Annotated in this window: 16 protein-coding genes and 1 pseudogene; 9 read left to right on the top strand and 8 right to left on the bottom strand. The window is 71.0% G+C overall.

Going from position 1 to position 19,724, the window contains the following annotated elements; genetic code table 11:
* Positions 1-37 precede the first annotated feature (37 nt).
* Positions 38-532 carry an NUDIX domain-containing protein gene (locus tag ABZ267_RS01075; RefSeq protein WP_356747263.1) on the bottom strand — a complete coding sequence of 165 codons (495 nt, stop codon included), beginning with the start codon at positions 530-532 and terminating at the stop codon, positions 38-40.
* Positions 533-592: 60 nt separating this feature from the next.
* A pseudogene (locus ABZ267_RS01080) lies at positions 593-972 on the bottom strand (hypothetical protein); the annotation flags it as partial.
* A gap of 290 nt (positions 973-1,262) precedes the next feature.
* Between ABZ267_RS01080 and ABZ267_RS01085 the strand changes: the two are divergent.
* Positions 1,263-1,394: a hypothetical protein gene (locus ABZ267_RS01085; RefSeq protein ID WP_356747171.1), complete on the top strand. Its 132-nt coding sequence runs from the start codon at positions 1,263-1,265 to the stop codon at positions 1,392-1,394.
* A gap of 264 nt (positions 1,395-1,658) precedes the next feature.
* Positions 1,659-2,051 carry a DUF1330 domain-containing protein gene (locus ABZ267_RS01090; RefSeq protein WP_356747169.1) on the top strand — a complete coding sequence of 131 codons (393 nt, stop codon included), beginning with the start codon at positions 1,659-1,661 and terminating at the stop codon, positions 2,049-2,051.
* On the opposite strand, the gene ABZ267_RS01095 is transcribed toward ABZ267_RS01090, so the two are convergent.
* Positions 2,018-2,464, bottom strand: a complete 447-nt coding sequence (locus tag ABZ267_RS01095) for an RDD family protein (RefSeq protein WP_356747261.1) — start codon at positions 2,462-2,464, stop codon at positions 2,018-2,020. The two genes, ABZ267_RS01090 and ABZ267_RS01095, sit on opposite strands and share 34 nt — an antisense overlap.
* Before the next feature lie 261 nt (positions 2,465-2,725).
* Between ABZ267_RS01095 and ABZ267_RS01100 the strand changes: the two genes are divergently transcribed.
* From ABZ267_RS01100 to ABZ267_RS01115, 4 genes are all read left to right on the top strand, one after another.
* A complete protein-coding gene (locus ABZ267_RS01100) occupies positions 2,726-3,079 on the top strand; it encodes a hypothetical protein (protein ID WP_356363779.1) in 354 nt (117 codons plus the stop codon).
* A 136-nt stretch (positions 3,080-3,215) separates the two neighbouring features.
* Positions 3,216-4,595, top strand: a complete 1,380-nt coding sequence (gdhA, locus tag ABZ267_RS01105; RefSeq protein ID WP_356747167.1) for an NADP-specific glutamate dehydrogenase — start codon at positions 3,216-3,218, stop codon at positions 4,593-4,595.
* A gap of 155 nt (positions 4,596-4,750) precedes the next feature.
* A complete protein-coding gene (locus ABZ267_RS01110) occupies positions 4,751-5,149 on the top strand; it encodes a helix-turn-helix transcriptional regulator (protein WP_356747165.1) in 399 nt (132 codons plus the stop codon).
* Positions 5,150-5,187: 38 nt separating this feature from the next.
* Positions 5,188-5,949 (top strand): isocitrate lyase/phosphoenolpyruvate mutase family protein, encoded by a 762-nt coding sequence (locus ABZ267_RS01115; protein ID WP_356747163.1) that lies wholly within the window; start codon positions 5,188-5,190, stop codon positions 5,947-5,949.
* A 58-nt stretch (positions 5,950-6,007) separates the two neighbouring features.
* On the opposite strand, the gene ABZ267_RS01120 is transcribed toward ABZ267_RS01115, so the two are convergent.
* Both ABZ267_RS01120 and ABZ267_RS01125 read right to left on the bottom strand, forming a co-directional pair.
* Positions 6,008-6,442 carry a VOC family protein gene (locus ABZ267_RS01120; protein WP_356747161.1) on the bottom strand — a complete coding sequence of 145 codons (435 nt, stop codon included), beginning with the start codon at positions 6,440-6,442 and terminating at the stop codon, positions 6,008-6,010.
* A gap of 174 nt (positions 6,443-6,616) precedes the next feature.
* Entirely contained in the window at positions 6,617-7,555 is a 939-nt protein-coding gene (locus ABZ267_RS01125; protein ID WP_356747159.1) for an alpha/beta hydrolase, read from the bottom strand.
* 95 nt (positions 7,556-7,650) lie between these two features.
* Between ABZ267_RS01125 and ABZ267_RS01130 the strand changes: the two genes are divergently transcribed.
* On the top strand, positions 7,651-8,352 hold the full coding sequence (locus ABZ267_RS01130) for a TetR/AcrR family transcriptional regulator (protein WP_356747157.1): 702 nt from the start codon (positions 7,651-7,653) through the stop codon (positions 8,350-8,352).
* A gap of 24 nt (positions 8,353-8,376) precedes the next feature.
* Here the strand turns inward: ABZ267_RS01130 and msrA are convergent, their stop codons facing one another.
* Positions 8,377-9,042 carry a peptide-methionine (S)-S-oxide reductase MsrA gene (gene msrA / locus ABZ267_RS01135; protein ID WP_356747155.1) on the bottom strand — a complete coding sequence of 222 codons (666 nt, stop codon included), beginning with the start codon at positions 9,040-9,042 and terminating at the stop codon, positions 8,377-8,379.
* A 101-nt stretch (positions 9,043-9,143) separates the two neighbouring features.
* A complete protein-coding gene (locus tag ABZ267_RS01140; RefSeq protein ID WP_356747153.1) occupies positions 9,144-10,040 on the bottom strand; it encodes a LysR family transcriptional regulator in 897 nt (298 codons plus the stop codon).
* Positions 10,041-10,163: 123 nt separating this feature from the next.
* Between ABZ267_RS01140 and ABZ267_RS01145 the strand changes: the two genes are divergently transcribed.
* The gene (locus tag ABZ267_RS01145) at positions 10,164-11,372 is read left to right on the top strand and encodes an MFS transporter (RefSeq protein ID WP_356747151.1); all 1,209 of its coding nucleotides are present in this window, start codon (positions 10,164-10,166) and stop codon (positions 11,370-11,372) included.
* Positions 11,373-11,501: 129 nt separating this feature from the next.
* On the opposite strand, the gene ABZ267_RS01150 is transcribed toward ABZ267_RS01145, so the two are convergent.
* Positions 11,502-12,317, bottom strand: coding sequence for an alpha/beta hydrolase (locus ABZ267_RS01150; RefSeq protein WP_356747149.1), 816 nt, complete (start codon positions 12,315-12,317; stop codon positions 11,502-11,504).
* Between the two features lie 179 nt (positions 12,318-12,496).
* Between ABZ267_RS01150 and ABZ267_RS01155 the strand changes: the two genes are divergently transcribed.
* Positions 12,497-19,723, top strand: a complete 7,227-nt coding sequence (locus tag ABZ267_RS01155; RefSeq protein WP_356747259.1) for an amino acid adenylation domain-containing protein — start codon at positions 12,497-12,499, stop codon at positions 19,721-19,723.
* Position 19,724 lies beyond the last annotated feature (1 nt).

Here is a 19,724-nt window from a genome sequence, read left to right on the forward strand (position 1 = left end):
GGGGGAGCATCAGTGCTCGGTTGTGCCCTGACGTCGATCAGACGATTCTCCGCTCCACGGCGGAGGAGTAGTGACGCAAAACGTCATGGGTATCCGGAGTGAACGGGTTCTCCCGCATCGACCTGAGGAGCTCGGACTCCGACAGCCAGCCGTGCCACATCACTTCGTCCGGGTCAGGACACGGGGTGTCGGACAGGACGGCCTCGTGCACCGCGAGCCAGTGGGGGCTGAGCCCGCTACGGTTCAGGAACTTCACGATGAAGCGGACCGGCGCTCGAACGCCCAGTTCCTCGGCCAGTTCGCGCGATGCGGCTTCCTCGTAGGACTCACCCGGGGCAACGGCGCCGCCCAACCCCACCTCGTAGTGTCCCGGGAACCGATCGACGTGCTCAGAGCGACGGTGCACAAGGATCCGGCCTTCCCGATCCCGGCACACAGTCACGGCAATCCGATGCAACCAGCCACGGCGAACGGCCTCGCCCCGGCCGACCACCGCCATGACCTGGTCCTGCTCGTCCACGCGCTCGACCATCTCATCCACGAGCTCCACACCTGGCTGCCTCGGCACGGCCACAGAGGTGGATGCCTGCTGCCGATCGAGCTTCTCCAAGACCCTGTCGCGGCGAAGCTCATACTCCTCACGGAGCCTGCGCCACTCGGTCACGGGCGGGGGATGACAACGCCGCCAATGACGGTCTCCTGCGGCCCGAACTGCTCGCGGGTGAGATCGACTTCAATGCCCATACTCAAGCGGTTCCACCAGTGGTAGTCCACACGCTCCCCGTTGACGTGGACCTCCCCGCGGATCAGCTCGCCTCCCAGCAGGTCGTTGAGCACCATGGCGGTCACCCCGCACTGGTCCCGGGCCGGATCGTCCTCGGTCCAGCGCGATCGGAACTCAGGCGTGCATGTCTCGGTACTCCAGCTGCTGCGAACGGCTCGTTCGATGTCGGAAAGAAGCAACGGCGTCATGCCCGTGATCCTGCCTGCCAGCACTGACAACGGCCTGAGGCGCTGCCGCGCAAGGCCATCCACTCAACCTTCGGTGAGGAGACGCTTGACCTTCATTGCGGCAGGTCAACCGCCAAACACCCCGAGGCTTGGCAGGTCAGCTGGCGGGGATCAGGTAGGCGCGGGCGACGTGGGTGCACCGGTGGGGAGGTCGTGGGCCGGGATCAGTCCAGCGCCGCCAGGGCATCGAACAGCGGTCGGCCCTCGGGGGCTCTGCGACGCATCAGTATCCCCGCCACTCTGTGCAGCTCTTGCCAGGCGTGAGGGCGGCCGATCTCGGAGGCGTCGCCAACCTGGCCAAGGTCCGCATCGACCCCGGCCAGCGGACGGACCTTGCCCAGGCTCTCGTGAACGAACTCGGCATCACCATCGGAGACGACTGACCAGGAGGACCACGTGCCCCTGCGCATCGCGTTCAACAACCTGGGTGCCCTGCGCGAGCAGTGCGAGACGGCGACGGTTCGTACGCCGGTTTCGGACGAGCCCCGCACGCGGTCGCAAGAGAGCCCGGCCAGCCATCCCGGCCAGGCGCTTCGCAGTACGGCCCGCCGCCATGACCTCCGAGGTAATCGACGCCCTCCGCCCCGCCCGGCAGCATCGGAGGCGTACCGAAGGACCACGCCACGCCCACCTCGGAGGACCGGACCATGACCGCGTACGCCATCGCCCACCTGCGCCCCGTCGACGGCCCCGTCCACGAAGAGGTGCTGAGCTACATCGAGCGCATCCAGGCCACCATGGAGCCTTACGGAGGCCGCTTCCTGGTCCATGGGGCCGAGGTGGAGGTGGTGGAGGGGGAGTGGCCGGGGGCGCTGGTGCTGGTGGTCTTTCCCGGGGTCGAGGAGATTCGCGCCTGGTACGCGTCGCCCGCCTACCAGGAGATCCTGCCGCTGCGCACCCGGCACTTCGACGGTGACGTGGTGATCGTTCCGGGCGTCGGCCCGGAGTACGACGCCACGGCCACGGCCGCGGCGATGCGTGCCGCGCACGACCGCGCGGATGAGGCTCAGTCCGTACGTCCCTCCACCGCCTCCCGGTAGTACCGCAGGTCGCTGCGGTGGACCTGGCGTACGCCGGCCAGGTCCGTCTGCGGGGCCGTGCGGGGGCAGCCACCGAGGCGTTCGCGAGGTGGTTCGGCAGCTGTCCGGCGGAGGTGGTGCCAGGGCTGGAGTGGCAGCCAGAGCAGGCCGTACAGCCAGCGCAGGACCAGGCGGCGGAACTCCGGTCGGCCCGCGTCCGGCAAGCGGATCACCCGTACGCCCATGATCAGCTTTCCGGCGCTCGCCCGTACCGCCATCGTGAGCAGCACCTGGTTGGCGAAGGACAGCACGGTCAGCTGGCCGACGAGCACCGCCGCCGTCCGGCCCGCTCCCGCGCCCGGCGCGCCCAGGCAGGAGTGCACCAGCAGGCCGACGACCAGCAGGCACAGGTAGCAGTCGAGCCCGACCGCCAGGTAGCGGCGCGTCTCGCCCGTGCCCCTGGGGAGGCGGGGCCGGCGCGCCTCCCCGGGAGCGCGGCCGGTTCCGTGCAACAACCTTGGCTGATAAGGAGATTGCGCTCTCCGACGCCCCCGCGGCTTCGTCATGGAGAGCATCATGACTGATCGTCAGGCGAGGTGTCGTGGTTCCTGACGGGTAACTCCCGTGCCCTTACCCGCTTTCACCAATCCCTTACGGTGACGGGAACGGATGCACGAGTACGTACGGGGGCGACCATGGAATTCGATGGCACCATATGGAGGCTGCGGCGCGGCACGGAACTCGTCGGGGAGATCGCGGTGGACGATCCCGACTTCCCGTGGCTGCGCGGCCGGTTCATCCCCGGCCCGGCCTTCGACACCGCCGTACGCGAGCTCTTCGACCGTGAACTGGCCCTCATGGCGCGGCTGGACGAGGACGAGAGCGACGAGAGCGCGGAGGCGTGGGAGAGGGTCTGCTGCGAGGTGAACAGCACGCTCGCGCTGGCCGGTCCGGAGGGCGAGGCGGTCGCCGAGTTCCTGCTGCATATCCAGGGCGACCGGGCCTGGTTCCGGTGGAGCGACACGCCGTTCTCCGAGGAGGGGCAGTAAGGGCCCGGATGGCCAGTATGTGGATGGGTGTCGAAGATCATCGGGCGACGCGGGACAATCGGGACGTACGACGGTGGCGCCTCCCGGGACGGAGGCGCCGACGCGCACGAGCCGACCCACGGAAGGTCTTGATCAGATGCCGCTCACCCCTGACCCCGCTCCCATGCCCGCGTCCGCCCACCGGGTCATCGAGCCGCTCTACGCCGAGATCCTGCGGCGCAACCAGGGCGAGAAGGAGTTCCATCAGGCGGTCCGCGAGGTCCTGGAGACGCTCGGTCCCGTACTGACGCAGCGGCCCGAGTTCGTGGACGCCCGGATCATCGAGCGGATATGCGAGCCGGAGCGCCAGCTGATCTTCCGCGTGCCGTGGGCCGACGACTCCGGTGACATCCACGTCAACCGCGGCTTCCGCGTCGAGTTCTCCAGCTCGCTCGGCCCGTACAAGGGCGGCCTGCGCTTCCACCCCTCCGTCAACCTCGGCATCGTGAAGTTCCTCGGCTTCGAGCAGATCTTCAAGAACGCCCTCACCGGCATGCCCATCGGCGGCGGCAAGGGTGGCGCGGACTTCGACCCCAAGGGCCGCTCGGACGCCGAGATCATGCGGTTCTGCCAGTCCTTCATGACCGAGCTCCACCGCCACCTCGGCGAGTACACCGACGTGCCCGCCGGTGACATCGGCGTCGGCGGCCGCGAGATCGGCTACCTCTTCGGCCAGTACAAGCGGATCACCAACCGGTACGAGTCCGGCGTCCTCACCGGCAAGGGCCTCGGCTGGGGCGGTGCTCAGGCCCGTACGGAGGCCACCGGCTACGGCACGGTCCTGTTCACCGCCGAGATGCTCCGCAGCCGGGGCGAGTCGCTGGAGGGCCAGACCGTCGCGGTCTCCGGCTCCGGCAACGTGGCCATCTACGCCGTCGAGAAGGCCCAGCAGCTCGGCGCGACCGTCATCACCTGCTCGGACTCCGGCGGCTACGTCGTCGACGAGAAGGGCATCGACCTCGCCCTCCTCAAGGAGGTCAAGGAGGCGGGCCGCGGCCGGGTCTCCGAGTACGCCGAGCGCCGCGGCGCCCACGCCCGGTTCGTTCCCGGTACGGGCGTCTGGTCGGTCCCCGTGGACGTGGCCCTGCCCTGCGCCACGCAGAACGAGCTCCACGAGGCCGACGCGCTGGAACTCGTACGCAACGGGGTCAAGGCCGTCGCGGAAGGCGCCAACATGCCGACCACGCCGGAAGCGGTCCACGTCCTCCAGCAGGCGGGCGTCGCCTTCGCGCCGGGCAAGGCGGCCAACGCGGGCGGCGTCGCGACGAGTGCTCTGGAGATGCAGCAGAACGCCTCCCGCGACTCCTGGACCTTCTCGCACACCGAGGAGCGCCTCGCCGAGATCATGCGCCACATCCACGACTCCTGCTTCACGACCGCCGAGCGGTACGGAAGCCCGGGCAACTATGTGGTGGGCGCGAACATCGCCGGCTTCGAGCTGGTGGCGGACGCGATGCTGGCGCAGGGGCTGATCTGACGCAGGACGTGCCAGAGGCGCCGGCCCGCGCGGGAACGCCGGCCGGTGCCTCTCCTGTGTGGCCGCTCTGTCACGTCACTTCGCCCTCAGCAGATCCGCCCGGAGCGCAACGCCCGACCCGTGCCTGCTCGGCGTACGGCTCCTAGGCTGGAGCGGTGACCATCCGAGCGACGAACCAGCCCCGCGCCCGCGTCATCCCGCTGCGCCCGTTCCCGGCGACGCCCGGCCCCACTCCGGCCCGCGAGCCGCTCTGGCGTGACCTCGTCGGGGACGTACTGCGGAGAGAACGGCTGTCCCAGCAGCGGACGTTGAAGGACGTGGCCGACGCCGCGCGGATCTCGATGGCCTACCTCTCCGAGGTGGAGCGCGGCCGCAAGGAGGCCTCGTCCGAGGTGCTGGCGGCCGCCGCGCAGGCGCTCGGGCTGGGCCTGGCCGATGTCCTCGCGCTGGCTCAAAGGGAGTTGATCAGGCTTTCCGGGGCGCGGTCCCGGACCGAGAGTCTCGGTGCCCGCCGCACCGGCCCCCCGACGGGCACCGTACGGCTGGCCGCTTGAGCGGATGGCCGGGCCGATCTGCGGGTACGGTCCTCGGCATGGACTTTCGCACCACAGTTGAGCGCGCTCAACGCCTCAAGCAGCTGCACGCCGACCACCAGCCGCTCGTGCTGCCGACCGTATGGGACGCCTGGTCCGCGCGGACGGCGGCCGCCGCCGGATTCTCCGCGCTGACGGTCGGCAGCCATCCGCTCGCCGACTCGCGCGGGGCCGAGGACCAGGAGGGGCAGACCTTCGAAGAGGTGCTCGCCGCCGTCCGGCCGATCATCGCGGCGGTCGACATCCCGGTCTCCGTGGACCTGGAGGCCGGGTACGGCCAGAAGCCCGCCGATCTCGTCGCCGGACTGGTCGAGGTCGGCGGTGTCGGCCTCAACATCGAGGACACCGTCCACTCGGAAGGCGGCCGGGTGCGCACCACGCAGGAGCACGCGAGCTACATCGCGGGCCTGCGCGCGGCGGCCGACGACGCGGGCGTCCCGGTCTGGATCAACGGACGCACCGACCTCTTCCTGCACGCGCAGGACGCCGCCTCCGTCCTCGACGAGGCGATCCAGCGGCTGCGGGCCCTGGAGCAGGCCGGCGCGGACAGCGTCTACCCGGTGAAGATCCAGGACGACGACGAGCTGCTCGCGGCGGTGACGGCCGCCGTCTCCGTACCCGTCAACTCCACGGCCCACCCGGTCAAGCACGACCTCGAGCGGTTCCGCCGCCTCGGCGTCGGCCGCATCACCTACGGCCCGCTGCTGCAGATGGCCCTGACGGACGCCATGAAGGACATGCTCGGCCCCTGGGCGCCGTAGAAGTGACACCGGCCGTTGGCGCAGGGCCCGCAAAGGCCCCGCGCCAACGGCCCATGCCTCAGTCGAGGCAGAACTCGTTGCCTTCGATGTCCTGCATCACGATGCAGGACTCGTTCTCCTCGTCGGCGACCATCACGCGCTCACACACCGCACCGAGCGCCACCAGCCGGTCGCGCTCGGCCTCCAGCGTCGCGAGCCGCTCCGCACCCACCAGTCCGGTGCCGGCCCGCACACAGAGATGGACCCGGTTCTTGACGACCTTGCCCTCCGGAACGCGCTGGAAGTACAGGCGCGGACCGACCCCCGACGGATCGGCGCAGGCGAACGACCTGTCCTGATCCTCCGGAGGCAGCGAGCGGTTGTAGTCCTCCCAGGTCGCGAACCCTTCGGGTGCCGAAGGGACTTCGTAACCCAGCACCTCGCACCAGAACCGGGCGAGGCGCTCGGGCTGTGCGCAGTCGAAGGTGACCTGGACCGTCCTGATCTTTGCCATCCGGGCACCATAATGGCGCCTGCCGTCCCGCGGCATCCGGTTTTCTTCTCGTCCGGCGGTCGCGGCAGAGGTGCCCACCGCTGCCGGTCCGAGCGTCCCGGACAGTGCCCGGACCGCCAGGCCCGGGACACACAACTCCGCGCTGCGCGATGCCCGGTAGCGGCCGGAGCGCGGTCAAGCGGCGGCCGGACCCGCCGATCCGTCACGGGCGTCCGCCGGCCTCGCCCGGTCCGCGAGCGCCCGCACCTCCGCCGCGACCGCCGCGTGGCGCTCGCGCGGGATGTCGTGGCCGACGCCCGGCTGGAGTACGAGGCGGGCGCCGGTGATCGCGGCGGCGGTGGCCCGTCCGGCGGAGAGCTTGACCAGCGGGTCGTCCGTACCGTGCAACACCAGTGCGGGGACGCGTAGTTCGGCCAGGGCCGGACCGCTCCAGCGGGCGCCGATCTGGCGGGACTGGGCGTCCGGGTCTGCGATCCCGGTCTCCACGTCGGCGGTGATCCGCTCCAGTGCCTCCGCCTCGTCGAACGGGTAGCCCGGCGACGCGCAGAGCCGCGCCACCGCGAGCCCCGCCGCGATCCGGCCCTCCCGGTCCTCGGCGGGCTTGATGCGGGCGAACTTCGCGAGGGTGGTGAGGCGGAGGTGGCGAAACGCGCCGAGCCCGCCGACGTCGCTCGGCAGCGCGGCGGACGAGGTGACCGTACGCACCCGGTCCGGATGGCGCAGCGCCACACGCTGGGCGACGACCCCGCCGAGCGAGTGCCCGAAGAGGTGCGCCGACTCCCAGCCGAGTGCGTCCATGACGGCGACGGCGTCGTCGGTCATGTCCTCGGCGGTGTACGCGGCGGAGCGCCGGGCGGCCAGAGCGGCGAACGGGTTGGAGCCCTGGACCGTCCTCGGCAGCCTGGTGGACTCGCCCGCGTCGCGCTGGTCGTAGCGGGCCACGGCGAACCCGGCCTTCGCGAAGGCGGCGCACAGCTCGCGCGGCCACCAGTGCCGGGAGACGGCCAGACCCATGACCAGCAGCAGCGGCTCGCCGTCCCGGCCCTCCTGGAGGCGTTCATGGGCCAGCTCGACCGGGCCGTTGCGGGCGAAGCGGCGTTCGGTCCAGGTCATGACGGGCTCCTTCGGCGGTAAATACTGCGATCAGTGTTCGCAGTATTAGACTACAGCCGTTCGAAGGGATGAGACCGAAGGGAAGGTGGCGGGGCGTGGCCGACCGCGAGACCCGGCCGACGACTGTCTGGTCGCGCCCTGAGCGGGGCGCGCGCGGACCCGTGCCCGAGCGGAGCCGGTACGAGATCACCGCCGCCGCCCTCGTCCTGGCGGACTCCGAAGGACTGGCGGCCGTGTCCATGCGCGCACTCGCGCAGCGGCTGGGCACCGGGCCCGCCTCGCTCTACCGCTATGTGGGGAGCCGCGACGAGCTGCTGGACCTGATGGCCGACGCGGTCGCGGGAGAGCTGGACCTCTCCGCCGCGCCCAGCGGCGACTGGCTCGGCGATCTCGTCGGCCTGGCGCTCCAGTCCAGGGCCGCCCATACCCGCCACCCCTGGCTCGCGGAGCTGAACGACCGCCGGGGCGAGGTGCTCGGCCCGCACGCGATCGACTACCTGGACCACGCTCTGGCGGTCCTGGCCCCCGCACCCGGTACGAGCCGGCAGAAGCTGGAGGCGATCGGTCTTCTGGGCGGCCTGGCCACGCTCTTCGCCCGCCGTGAGGCCATCGCGACGGCCCCGGGCGACCCGCCCGCCCAGGCGGCCCACCTGGCCGCCGTCGCCGCCGAGGGCCGGCACCCGCACCTGCTGGCCGCCCTCACCACGGCGGGCCCGCCACCTCCGGCTGGCCCGGCCGAGCGGGACGCCCTGTTCGAACGGCTGCTGCGCCGACTGCTGCCCGCGATGCTCGGCTGACTCCGCGCGTCAGCCGCCGGCCGGTCAGCCCTCGACCGGTGCCACGCCGATCGGGCAGGAGACTCCCGTACCGCCGATCCCGCAGTAACCGCCCGGGTTCTTGTCCAGGTACTGCTGGTGGTACGCCTCCGCCGGCCAGAACGGGCGGCCGTGGGCCGGGAGGATCTCCGTGGTGATCTCCTTGTGGCCCGAGGCCGTCAGGACCTTCTGGTACGCCTCACGGGAGGCGTCGGCGGCCGCTGCCTGGGCCGGGGAGTGGGTGTGGATCGCGGAGCGGTACTGGGTGCCCACGTCGTTGCCCTGGCGGAAGCCCTGCGTCGGGTTGTGGGACTCCCAGAAGAGCTTCAGCAGCTCCTCGTAACTGACGACCTCCGGGTCGAAGACGACGCGGACGGCCTCCGTGTGGCCGGTCAGGCCCGAGCAGGCCTCCTCGTACGTCGGGTTCTCGGTGTAGCCGCCCTGGTAGCCGACCAGCGTCGTCCAGACGCCCTCCGTCTGCCAGAACTTCCGCTCCGCGCCCCAGAAGCAGCCGAGCGCGAAGTCCGCCACCTCCAGGCCCTCCGGGTACGGGCCCACCAGCGGGTTGCCGAGCACGGTGTGGCGGGAGGGGACGGTGAATTCGGGGACGGGGCGGCCGCGCAGGGCCTGCTCCGGGGTGGGGAGCTCGGGGGTGCGGCGGTTCAGGAACATGCGGGTGGCTCCTCCGGGGTCGGGGTCGTCCCCTTACAACAAGGGAGCGGCCGCCAGGATTCCGCGGCGGGCGACCGTGGGCCGGGTCCCGGCCGAGCCGCTCATCCGGCGTCGGCGACGGCCGCGAGGGCCTGGGAGAAGGCGCGGGTGCGGGCGGTCTCGTGGTTGCGGTGCCACACGAGGGCGAGGAAGGAGTCCTGGAGGCCGGTGAGGGGGACGAAGGTGACCGCGCGGCGACCGTAGTAGTCGGCGGTGGGGTGGCAGAGCAGCATCGCGCCGCGGCCCGCCTGTACCAGCGCCAGGCCCTCCTGGAGGGTGCTCACCGAGGGACCGGTGGGGATGGGGAGGCCTCCGGGGGTGGCGGCCGGGGCCTGGGCGCGGCGCCAGTACTCCGGGGCCGCGCCGTGGACGCCGATGAGCGAACAGACCGCGAGGTCCTCGGCATCGAGGGCCGTGCGCTTCGCGAAGGGGTGCCGGGTGGACACGGCCAGGGACTGCGGCTGCTTGGAGAAGACCTGGCCCAGCACCAACTCGCTTTCCTGGACCGGCATCAGCACCACCGCCGTGTCGACCTCCCGCCGGTGCACCGGGCCGAAGGGATCGGAGAACGGGATTTCCACGATCTCCGTGGCACACTCCGGATACCGGCTCTGGAAGAGTGCGATGGCGTTCATGACCTGGTCGTTGGCCGTGCCCTGGAAGCCGATGCGGAGCAGTCCGCCGACCCCGCGCGCCATGTCCCGGGCCTCGTCGATCGTCTTCACGATGGAGTCGAAGGCCGGGCGCAGCCCCGCCAGGAACTGTTCGCCGAGCGGCGTGAGCCGGACGCGGCGGCTGGTGCGCTCGACGAGCCGGGCACCGATCTTGCTCTCCAGGGACCGCAGCAGCTGGCTGATCCGGCTCTGTGAGACGTACAGGCGTTCTCCCGCCCGTCCGAAGTGAAGTTCGTCGGCCAGCGCGAGGAAGGCCTCCAACTCGCGGGCGTCCAGACTGCTCACAGCGGTTTCTCCCCCTGTCGCGGCACCAGTGTCGCGGATGGCCGGTCTATCGATGAGCTCCACTCATAGAAGGATGAGAGGTTGGCCGTTGTTCCCTCGCCGCGCGGTCTGTTGGCTGGACGCATGACGCAGGTTGAGGAATCCACAGGCACACCACCCACCCGACAGAGGTCGCCGCTCAGTGGCTGGCTGGGCGTGGTGGCCCTGGCGCTGGGCACGTTCACGGTGGTCACGTCCGAAATGCTGCCCGTCGGGCTGCTGACCCCGATGGGTGAGTCGCTGAGGGTCTCCGAAGGGGTGGCGGGCCTCACGCTGACGATCACCGGCCTGGTCGCGGCGGTCTCGTCCCCGGTGCTCGTCTCGATGCTGGGCAGGACCGACCGCCGGATGGCGCTCTGTGCGCTGGTCGCCGTGCTGGTGATCGGCAACCTGGGCGCGGCCTGGGCTCCGAACTTCGGGATCATGGTCGTGGCCCGCATCCTGGTCGGCATCGGCATGGGCGGCGTCTGGGCCATCGCGGCCGGCCTCGCGGTGCGGCTGGTGCCGGCGAAATCGGTCGGCCCGGCCACCTCGCTGGTCTTCAGCGGCATCGCCGTGGCGTCCGTACTGGGCGTTCCGGCCGGCACGTACCTGGGAGCGGCGGCCGGCTGGCGGTCCGCGTTCCTCGCGGCCGCCGGGCTCGGACTGGTGGTGCTGGTCGCGGCGGCGGTCCTGCTGCCCCGGCTGCCCGCGGAGCGCGCGATTCCGCTCGGCGGGGTGATGGCGCTGTTCGGCAACGCTCAGGTGCGTACGGGCCTCATCGTCGTCGGCTTCGTGGTGACCGGCCACTTCGCCGCGTACACCTACATCAGGCCGGTGCTGGAGGACGTCTCCGGCGTCGGCGCGGGAATGATCGGCACGCTGCTCCTGGTGTACGGGGTCGCCGGTGTGGCCGGGAACTTCCTGGCCGGGGCCGGAGCGGCCCGCTCGCCGCGCAGAACGTTGCTGGTGATCAGCGCGGTCATGGCGGCCACCGTGATCGCGCTGCCGTGGCTGGGCGGGTCGGTGGCTCTCGCCGCCGTGCTGATGGTGGTCTGGGGCCTGAGCTACGGAGGTGTCTCGGTCAGCACGCAGACCTGGATCCTGCTCGCCTCGCCGGACGCCCGCGAGGCGGCATCCTCGCTGTTCGTCGGGGTGTTCAACGGAGCCATCGCGCTCGGCGCGCTGATCGGCGGGCTCGCGGCCGACGGCATCGGCATCACGGCAGTGATGTGGGTGGGCGGAGCGCTCGCGGTGGGCGCGTTGGTGACCACGACGGTCGGCCGGTCTCCCACGCCGGCCGTCGGAGCCTGACCGCGCGGGCGTACGGGCAGTCACCGCGCCTCTGTCACGCGAACGGTGCCCGGGGGGAGCGTCCCCCGGGCACCGGCGCGGGCGCGGACAGGTCCGGCCCGGTGACGTGGCGCGGCTGTCCGGTCCGGGTTACGGCCGGCCGGCCGGCTCCCCGGTGCGCGGCAGGGTGGCGAGGAACTTGGTCATCGCGTCGGCCCACGCCTCCGGGCGTTCCGCGGCGATGGCGTGGCCGCAGTCCAGCGTGACCAACTCGGCGTGCGGGATGCCGTCGGCGAGTTCGCGTGAGTGAAGAGGAGTGGTGATCAGGTCGGCCAGGGGGGAGATCACGAGGGTGGGAACGCTGATCGAGCGGAGATCTTCCCGCACATCGATGTGGTCGAACATCGCCAGCTGCGCGTCGGCTCCGGCCGGCATTCCGGCGGAGAACAGGGCCAGCTGCTCCTCGACTTCCTCCGGGGAGCGTCCGTCGAGCCACTGCGGCCCGCCGACGACGAGAGAGAGATAGGACGCGAGGGTCCTGGGATTTCCGCTGTCACGGGCGAGCGCACGCCAGGTGTCGATGACGAGGCGCAGCCGGGAATTCGGATAGGCGAAGCCCGATGACAGGATGAGTCCGGTCACCCGTTCGCGATGGCGGGTGGCTGCTCGGACGGCCACGGCCGTCCCCATGGAGAATCCGGATATGGCGAAGGATTCGATGCCTGCGCGCACGGCGCTCGCCACAAGGTAATCCGCTGTGCCGTCCAGTGTGAGCGGGCCCTGCGGTAAGGGGCAGTTTCCGGACCCGGGAAAATCGGGGCCGACCACGGTGCTGACTGCGGAGAGCCGCTCGATCACCGGCCCATAACTGTCCTGAATGTCACTTCCCGCACCGTGTGCAAGGAGAAGACCTGGTCCTTCGCCGACTTTCAATGGGTCGGGTATCAAGCCTGAGTCAATGTCCATGCCGAGATCATAAGTGGTCTCCCGTACATCTTGCTGCCTCTCGATGAAAACTGTGTGGCGTTTTCAACAAACTACTCGAACGAGTAGCCATATTAACCAGATCGGTCAGTAGAGTGCTCGATGAAGCGCGGACGGTTCCGGGCTTCGATGGCGGCCGAAATGAGTCGGCCGGAATTCCTATGGAAGGTGTAGCGGTGACCCCTGATCATTGCTTTGCGCTTACTTCATTCCAACGGGACATCTGGGTGTCCGATTCCATCGGATATCCGGACCCACAGTTCAACGTCGTCCTCGAGGAGGAGATCGGTACCGACGTGGACACCGAAATCCTGAGAGGGTGCCTGGAGCGGGTCCTCACACGCAACGACGCCTTCTCCCTGCGCTTCGACGAACAGGACGGCATACCCGTCCAGTGGTTCCACGACGGCACCGACGACGAGGAGGACGGCGCGGCCCCGGTGGCGGTCGTCGACTTCTCCGGCGCGAGCGACCCGGCCGCGGCACGCGCCGCCTGGCAGGCCCGCTCGCTGGCCCGGCCGTTCGTCCTGCGCCGCTCACGGATGTTCGCGGTCGCGATATTAACGACCGGTCACGGACCCGCGCGGCTGCATCTCAAGGCCCATCACCTCATAGCCGACGCCTGGGCGCTCAACCAGGTCAGCCTCCAGATGTGGGCGGAGTACGACCGCGTCCAGGCCGCCGGGAACGACCCCGGCGCTTCCACCGACGGCGCACCGCGACCGCCGTCCTTCCGCCGTCTCGCCGAGGCGGACGTCGCCTACCGCAGATCCACCGCCTACGAACGCGACCGTTCCTTCCACCGCACCGCGCTGGAGGGCGTCGCCCCAGCTCTGTTCACGCGGAACCCTCTGCGGCCGGCCGACGCCGAACGGCCCCGGGTCCGCCACTCCTTCACCGTGGACGCCGAGCTGGCCACCCGCATCCGCCGGCAGGGCAGCTCCCCCTTCGCCTTCCTCTCCGCGGCCCTCGGCACGTATCTGGCGCGGATCCACCGCACCGAGGAGGTCGTCCTCGGCATCCCCTTCCGCAACCGGGCCACCGACGCCGAGCTCACCGCCGTCGGACAGCGCGCGAACAGCCTGCCGGTACGGGTCGCCCCGCGCCCCGGCGCCACCCTGCACCATCTCGCGCGACGCGTCCGGGCCGGTGCCGACGCCGTACGCGGCCACGAGCGGCTCGCCCTCGGCGACGTACTGCGCGATCTGCCGGCCGACGCGGACGGTTCCCGCAAGCTCTTCGACGTCACGCTCTCCTACATGCGCCACCCGCGCCCGGACGGCCGGGTCCACGCCGCCGTACTCGCCCCGGTGCACGTCCAGGACGCGCTGTCCGTCATGGTCAACGTCGCCGGTGACGACGGGGATCTGCACATCGACCTCGACGGTGCCCCCGACGTCTTCGACGACGACTTCCCGCTCGACGCCGTCGCCGGGCATCTGCTCACCCTGCTGGAGAGCGGCGTCGCCGAACCGGAGCGCCCGGCGGAGGAGCTGCCGCTGACGACCGAGGACGAGCGGCGCAAGCTCCTGGAGCAGAGCCGCGGCCCCGTCGTCGCCCACGCCCGGGACCGCACGCTGCACGACCTGATCGCCGAGCAGGCCGCACGGACACCCGACCGGATCGCCGTCCGGCCCTCGGACGGCTCCGCGCCCTTCACCTACCGTGCGCTGGACACCCTCGCGAACCGGGTGGCGCACGGACTGCGGGCCCGGGGCATCGGCGCCGAGGACCGGGTCGCCGTGATGATGGAGCGCAGCCCTCAGCTGCTGGCCGTCCTGCTGGGAGTGCTCAAGGCAGGCGGCGCCTACGTGCCGGTGGACCCCGGCTACCCCGCCGAGCGCATCGCCCTGCTGCTCCGCGACAGCGGCGCTCGCGCGGTGCTCGTGGACGCGGGCTCGCCGCCTCCGCCGGCCGAGGACGGCGTCGTGGTGATCGGCGTCGGCGAACTGGCCGAAGGGCCGGGCACGCCGCCGGAACCCGTCACGGACGCGCGCGGCCTCGCCTACGTCATCTACACCTCGGGCTCCACCGGCAGACCCAAGGGCGTCATGGTCGAGCACCACTCGGTCGTCAACCGGCTGGCCTGGATGCAGAACCGCTACCCGATCGGCGACGACGACGTACTGCTGCAGAAGACGCCCATCTCGTTCGACGTCTCGGTGTGGGAGCTGTTCTGGTGGGCCGTCGAGGGCGCGAGCCTGTCGCTGCTGCCGCCGGAGGGCCAGAAGGACCCGCGCACCATCCTCGACACCCTGGCCCGGCACGGGGTCACCACCGCGCACTTCGTCCCCTCCATGCTCGGGCCGTTCCTGGACCTGCTGGAGGTCCGCCCCGACCTGCGCCAGGAAGCGGCCTCGCTGCGCCGGGTCTTCTGCAGCGGAGAGGCCCTGCCCGCCGCACTCGTCGAGCAGTTCAACCGGGTCTTCGACGGGCCGGGGCAACCGCCGCTGCTGGTGAACCTGTACGGGCCGACCGAGGCCACCGTCGACGTGTCCTACCACGACTGCCCCGCCGGCCCCGAGGCCTCCGTGTCCCGGGTGCCCATCGGCCGCCCCGTCGACAACACCCAGCTGTACGTGCTGGACGCGCACGGAAACCTCCAGCCCGGCGGCGTACCCGGCGAACTCTGCATCGGCGGTGTCCAGGTGGCCCGAGGCTATCTGGACCGCCCTGAGCTGACCGCGGAGAAGTTCACCGACGACCCGTTCGCACCCGGAGGCCGCGTCTACCGCACCGGCGACCTGGCCCGGTGGCTGGCGGACGGCACCGTCGAGTACCTCGGCCGGATCGACGGGCAGGTGAAGATCCGCGGCAACCGGGTGGAGCTGGGCGAGGTGCAGAACCAGCTCGCCCAGGTGGCCGGGGTGCGCACCGCCCTGGTCGTGGACCACCACTCCGCCGCGCGCGGTACCCACCTCGTCGCCTACTACGTCTCCGACGCGGAGCTGGACGTACGACGGCTGGACGCCGAACTCCGTGCCGTCCTGCCCGCCTTCATGGTGCCCGCCCACTTCGTACGGATCGACCGGGTGCCGCTGACACCCAACGGCAAGGCCGACCGGCGCGCCCTGCCCGCACCGGTGACCGCGCCCGAGAGCGCCCCGGTCACCGCGCGCAATCCCGTCGAGGAGACGATCGCCGCGATCTGGGCCGACGTGCTCGGCCGGGACGCCGTCGGTATCGACGAGGACTACTTCGCGCTCGGCGGCGACTCCATCACCGTGCTCCGGGTGCGCGCGCTGGCCGAGAAGCAGGGCATTCACTTCACGCTCGACGATGTGGTGAGCCACCCCACGGTGGCGGCGCTGGCCGAACGCGCCACCACCGGAGCGGCCGGCGGGTCCCGGCGGCTGGAGCCGTTCGAGCTGGTCTCCGGGGTGGACCGGGCCCGCCTGGCGGGCCGGGAGGACGCCTACCCGCTCACCCGCCTCCAGCTCGGCCTGATCTATCACAGCCGGGCCCGGGAGAACTCCGCCGTCTACCACGACGTCTTCCGGTACAGCTTCACCTTCGGATGGGATGCGGAAAGGTTTGAGCAGGCGTTCACGCGGCTGGTCGCCCGGCATCCCGTCCTGCGCTCCGCCTTCGATCTCGGAGGCTTCTCCGAACCGTTGCAGATCGTGGACCGCACAGCCCCGTACGGTCTGCGCATCGTCGACCTCCGCGACCACGACGAGGCGGAGGCGGAAGCGGAGATCGGCGCCCATGTCGACGAACGCCGCTACTGGCGCTACGACATGGAGCGGGCTCCCCTCTACCACCTCCGGGTGCACGTGCGGCCGGAGACCGTGGAGCTGGTGCTGAGCTTCCACCACGCGATCCTCGACGGCGGCAGCGTCGCCAACCTGGTGCGGGAGCTGCTCCAGGACTACCTCCACGGCCTGGGCCTGGACATCCCGGCCGTCCCCGTACGGGAGCTGCCCTCGGCCGCCCACCACGTGCTCGCCGAGCGCAACGCGCTGGAGTCCGCGCCGAGCAAGGAGTTCTGGACCGGCTACCTCAAGGACGCCGAACTGCTCCGCCTGGAATCCTTCAGGCAGCACGAGGCGCCGGGTCCGGACGACCTGATCACCCGTGTCGTCGACCTGCCGGACGAACTCACCGCCGACGCGCGCGCCTTCGCCGCCGGCCGCCAGCTGACCATGAAGTCCGTACTGTTCGCGGCGCACGTCCTCGCGCTGCGCCTGTACTCCGGCACCGAGGACGTCACCACCGGCCTGGTCACCCACGGACGTCCCGAGTACGAGGATGCCGAGCGCACCGCCGGCTTGTTCCTCAACACCCTCCCGGTCCGCGTCGACACCGCCCAGCCCACCTGGGCCGACGTGGTCGAGGAGGCGCTCCGCCAGGAACGGGCCACCTACCCCCACCGCCGCTACCCGCTCAGCGCCGTCCAGGAGGACCTCGGCGGCACGGTCCTGGAGACGGCCTTCAACTACATCCACTTCCGGCAGCTGACCGAGGTGTTCGCGCTGCCCGGCGTCGCCATGCACTCCTTCCGGACCTGGGAGGAGACCAACTTCCAGCTTCTGGTCAACGCCATGACCGATCCGGTCGACGGCCGGATCCAGCTGCGGATCGACTGCCACGGACGCACCTTCACCCCGGCCCAGGCCGACCTGTACGCCGAAGGCTTCACCGCCGTCCTGGCACACCTGGTCCGCCACCCCGACGAACCGACCGATCCCGGACTGCTGGAGCTGCCGGCCGCCGCTCCCGCACCCGGACGCACCGCGGCCGAGCCGTTCACGGACGTGGTCGCCGCCGTACGGGAGCAGACGCTGCGCACCCCGGGTGCGAGGGCCGTGGCCCACGGCCGGGAGAGCCTCACCTACGCCGGACTCGGCGAGGCATCCGACCGGGTGGCGCGCCGGCTGATCGCCCTCGGCGCCCGGCCCGGCGACCGGATCGGCATCGCCATGAACCGCTCACCGGAGACCGTCACCGTGATCCTCGGTGTGATGAAGGCGGGCGCCGCGACCGTACCGCTGGACCTCGCCTATCCGGTCGAGCGGCTCCTGGACATGGTGGCGCAGGCCCGTCCCTTCCGGATCATCACCGGCGCCGAGCAGCCGGAGGGCCTCGGGAGCGTCTCACCCCTGGTTCCCGCCGCCGAACTGCTCGCCGCCGGGCCCGCCGAAGGCGACGACGCCCCGGCGGAGCCGCGCCGGATCGCGCCGGAGGACACGGCGTACATCCTCTTCACCTCCGGATCCACGGGCCGGCCCAAGGGAGTCGTCCAGTCCCACCGGACGCTCGGCCGCCTGATCGCCTGGCAGAACAGCATCCCCAGCGGCGTCGTGGGAGGCGTCACCGCGCAGTACGCGCCGATGAGCTTCGACGTCTCCTTCCAGGAGATCTTCTCCACGCTCTGCGGCGGCGGCACCCTGGTCGTTCTGGCCGAGGAGCAGCGCCGCGACATGCCGGCCCTGCTGCGGCTGCTCGACGAGGAGCGCGTCCAACGGGTGTGCCTGCCCTACGTGGCGCTCCAGCAGCTCGCCGAGACCTCCCAGGCGCTGGGCCTGGTACCCCGCCATCTCAAGGCGCTGCTCTCCTCCGGGGAGCAGCTGCGGGTCACCGACGAGATCCGCCGGCTGTGCGCCGAGGTGCCCGGGATCATCCTGGAGAACCAGTACGGGCCTACCGAGTCGCACGTCGTCACCAGTCACACCATGACGGGTGATCCCGCCGCCTTCCCGGCGATGCCTCCGATCGGCACCGCCATCGACGGGAGCCGGGCCCTGGTCCTGGACGCCCGGCTGCGACCCGTGCCCGCCGGCGTGAAGGGCGAGATCCACCTCGCCGGATCCTGCCTGGCCGACGGCTACGTGGGGCTGCCCGAACTGACCGAGGAGCGCTTCCTGCCGCACCCCTCCGGGGCTCCCGGCGAGCGGCTCTACCGGACCGGTGACCTCGGCTTCACCCTCCCGGGCGGTGAGATCGTGTGCCTGGGCCGGGCGGACTCCCAGGTCAAGATTCGCGGCTACCGCGTGGAGCCCTCGGAGGTGGAGCTCGCGATCACCGGCTTCCTCGGTGACCACCCGGGCCTGACCGAAGCGGCCGTCGTCGCCCGCCGACGCCGGGACGACGAGTCGTTCCTGGCCGCCTTCCTGGTCGGGCGGCTCTCCGACGCCGGGCGGGACCTGCTGGACAAGCAGCTGCGCAGCGTGCTGCCCGAGTACATGGTGCCCTCGTACTACCAGGTCGTGGACGCCCTGCCCCTCACCCCGAGCGGGAAGCGGGACGACGCGGCGCTGAGGCGGGCTCCGCTCGCCGCGAGCACGGCGCACGACGTCACACCGCCGCGCGACGCCTACGAACACACACTCGCCGAGATCGTCCGCGACCACCTCCAGCTGTCCGAACTCGGAGTCCACCAGAACTTCTTCGACCTGGGCGGCACTTCGCTCACCGCGATGCGGCTGGTGGTCGTGATCGAGCAGCGCTACGGCATCAACGTCCCCATGTCGGAGTTCGTCGCCGCGCCGACCGTCGCGTCCCTCGCCGCCAGGCTGCGCTCCGGCGGGGCCGAGGGTGCGTTCGATCCGCTGGTGCCGATTCGCGAGGACGGCACCAAGCGGCCGATGTTCTTCGTCCACCCCATGGGCGGCAACGTGCTCTGCTATCTCCGGTACGTCGCCCATCTCCCGGACGACCAGCCGTTCTACGCGCTCCAGGCGGCCGGTGTCGACGCCGGCACCGAACCGCTCCGTACGGTCGAGGAGATCGCGGCCCGCTACATCGAGTCGATCCGGCGTGTCCAGCCCACCGGTCCCTACACCATCGGCGGCTGGTCCTTCGGCGGGTTCGTGGCCTTCGAGATCGCCCGCCAGCTGCGGGCGGCGGGGGAGCGGCTCCAGCGCTTGGTCCTGCTGGACACGACGGCGCTCAACCCGGGTCGCCGGCTCACCACCGACGACGACGCGCTGCTCGGCTGGTTCTTCTGGGAGCTGCTGTGGCTCCAGCGGGGCGGGGACTCGCCCATGGAGCTGATTCCTGTCGAACTGAACACGCTGGAGGAGAAGTTCGACTTCATCGCTCAACTCGCCATCGACGAAGGTGTGCTGCCTGCCGGCAGTACCGGCACGATCGTGCGGAGGCTGTTCCGGGTGTACGAGGCGAACTGGCGGGCGGCGTTCGACTACCGCCCCGATCCGGTCGAGCAGGACATGGTGCTCATCCGGGCCACCGAGCCGCTGCCCGCGGTCCTCGACACCATGCACACCGCGATCGACAGCATGCACAAGGACCCGTCCAACGGGTGGCGGGAGCGCACGAGCGGCAAGCTCGACGTCGTCCTCGTCCCCGGAGACCACCTGACCATCATGGAGGAGCCGCACATCGGCCACATGGTCAGGACCGTCGACGAACTGATCGGGCACTGAG

The organism is Streptomyces sp. NPDC006174, assembly GCF_040614075.1.
Classification (GTDB): Bacteria; Actinomycetota; Actinomycetes; order Streptomycetales; family Streptomycetaceae; genus Streptomyces.